This is a genomic window from Paenibacillus dendritiformis (genome assembly GCF_015845845.1).
In the GTDB taxonomy this organism is placed as follows: domain Bacteria; phylum Bacillota; class Bacilli; order Paenibacillales; family Paenibacillaceae; genus Paenibacillus_B; species Paenibacillus_B dendritiformis_C.
In genome coordinates this window covers 1-2,850 of the sequence record NZ_LDIG01000167.1, presented here as the reverse complement: position 1 = coordinate 2,850, position 2,850 = coordinate 1, and the positions used below count along the sequence as shown (strand labels likewise).

The 2,850-nt window shown below is 44.7% G+C and carries 1 protein-coding gene; it reads left to right on the top strand.

Translation table 11 applies throughout. The features are described 5' to 3' along the window. Window positions 1–1,446 precede the first annotated feature (1,446 nt). Window positions 1,447–2,745, top strand: a complete 1,299-nt coding sequence (locus ABD76_RS16975; RefSeq protein ID WP_197253375.1) for an IS1380 family transposase — start codon at window positions 1,447–1,449, stop codon at window positions 2,743–2,745. Window positions 2,746–2,850 lie beyond the last annotated feature (105 nt).

The following is a 2,850-nucleotide window of genomic DNA, read 5'->3' as shown; positions in this document are numbered from 1 at the left end:
TAATTAAACTAACATTGGACTGTAATAAGTCGACATGGGATCTCCTTCAGTTGATTCGCATCTATGCGGAAAAACCATGGGAAAATTTGATCGCTGCACTCAACCGCAAGCCGACCCGAACATCTAGGGGACGACCAAAGCGAAATGGGAGACGTCCGAAAAAGGCAACGAAGTCGATGAAACCGAAACTGATTGTGAGGTAATGACAAACGAAAAATAATTTTACATATAATGGATAACGCGCAGGGTCTATTTCCAGCTCGACTTTTTTAGACTTAGCGCGGACATTGCAGATGTAAATATATATCATATATAGATGTTAATTGTAATTAGATTATGAACTAACCGCTCGATGCAACGCTAGTGTTGTTCTATCCGAAAAAAGCAACGTAACTATTACAGCTGTACAATGGGCTGATAATTTCACCTCATTGAGAAGTCCAGATGTCCTGTATATACTAATGAGCACGGATTTCAGAGAAGATACGTTAATTGTCGGGACATATACACATACGAATAAATCTGTTGACATCCCCAATGTACCTGAAGGGGAATATTACCTTATGGTTCTTAATCAAAATTCTTATACTGTCTCAGGTAATGCTAACGCCAAAAGAGCGCTTCTACAATGATATACATTACCCAATTTTCGAAACGACAAATTAGGTTAAAGTAGAGTTGCTGTATAGGATAGATGTGAATGAAGGTAAATAGAAAGACATCTCTTGCACGGTAACCAACAATCACTACTACATAAAAGAGGTGTCTTCTATTTGCCAAGGAACTGCGACGAAATAACCTTTCTATTTATCTACGAATCAACCACGCAACGCTAGCCTGCGTGGCTACTTTCACAGGGCAGTTATTTTTCGACAGCTCCTAATCCTCAATTCATTTATCACTTTTCATTTATCACTTTTTGAAGAATACCGGTTGCGCGTCGATTATGTTATCTTTGAGCGGCAAAACGATTTCGCATATAGAATCCGTGATAACGGACACGGGTGACCACGCTTATTTCAATGATCCCACACTTTGAACGAAATCAGCGGCCAAAGAACTGGCGCCCTTTGAGGCTCATGCAACTTGACTAGTGCTTACTATAAAGGTATGTTGACTTTAGGCTGGTTGGATGAGCTTCGTGTTCAACTCTGCCAATTTCGTCATAAACGACATAGGCATTATGAACAGCGAAGTGACTTCAAAAGCCGGGAAACAGATTACGCTGTGATCAACATCTACTCCAGCAGGCGGATCAACGTTTTGCTTAGTTGCATTAATGTTTATTAGCTAATCTCATTCTGTGAAAGTTGAATATATTCCCCCCTGAAATATTATCCTGAATTTCGAAAGTAACTGTGCCTGAAAAATGAAAAAAGGGCCCAAATCTTTGGTAGAATAGTGTTTGCGAAAACAACATCACCCAAAGAGAGGAGCACCTTTTAGGTGAAGTCTACCACACCCGTCAGCAAAATCAAGACTGAATTTTCCTTGCGTCACGCTTCCAGCGTTGGTGGAAGCAAAGTATTCCTGGAGTATCTCGAAAAAATCGAACTGGACAAAGCATTGCAGAACTTGAGCAACATCAAACACAGGCACTCCCTGTTCCCTGTTTTTCGCATCCTGCTCTACCTCATAATCGGCTGGACACTCGGTTGTGAACGCCTTTTTCATTTTCGAGCGTTGCAACAGGATGCACTTGTGCAACGTTTCCTCGGTGGACGCTGTCCACACCACACCTTGCTGTATAAAGAATTGAATCGGTTTGGTAAGCAACCAACTTTCACACTCGACTTGAGAAAGTTGAATCAGCAGGTCATCGCGCCTGGTTTGCCCGATGAACTCATCATGGATCTGGATTCCACCGTGGAAACCGTTTTTGGTCACCAAAAAGGCGCGGCCGTTGGCACGAATCCCCACAAACCGGGACGTAAAAGCTACCATCCGCTGTTGGCTTATGAAGGCCAATCTCGTTTGTGTTTAAACGCTGTTCTTCGTGCTGGAAATACGCATTCATCCACGAATGCCGCTGACTTCCTCCGCCAGACGTTCGAATTGCTTGGTGATCGTCCGGTGAAGTATGCCCGATTTGACAAAGGATTTGGCGGTGAGGACTTTTACGGCTTATGGGAATCCAAAGGAATCGGGTATGTAGGAAAATTGAAATGGACCCAGCGACTTCAAGCGGAAGTGCAACGCTGCTCCGTTTGGAAGCGATTTGTCGATGAGGAGTGGATCATCGAGGGCATTGTACTGGTCTACAAAGCCACCTCCTGGAAGAAAGCACGCCGTGTTGCCGTCATCCGCAAAGCACAGGTGTACGATGGGGATCAATCTCGGCTTCTTCTTGATACAGATTGGCAGTATGAAGCGATCGTCACAAGCCTTGAGTGGGAGCCGATTGACCTGTGGCATTTCTACAACCAGCGTTGCTGCATGGAAAACCACATCAAGGAAGCCAAGCGTGGCTTTTCCATCAACCGCATTTCGACAAGCCGCTTCACCGCGAATGAAATCGACTTGCTAATCAAGCTGTTAGCATACAACCTCTACGAACGGTTTAAACGCGACTGCTGTGAACCGGTTCATCACGGGTATACGATTGCCCGGTTTCGTCAGGAGTTTTTCCTCTGTGCCGCGACCATCATCCAGCATAGTCGGCAGGTGATTCTCAAGTTGGCGAGAGATTTCCCGAACCGCTACACTTGGCTACGGATCGCGACAAAAGTTGCTGCGCTGGAATGACCGCTTCCAAAAATAAACATGGAAATGCAATGCCTCTGTGGGATGGGGAGGGGGAAAATATGCCCTTCTTTTCGAATTAGCGCTCATGGGACTGGATATTTTCTT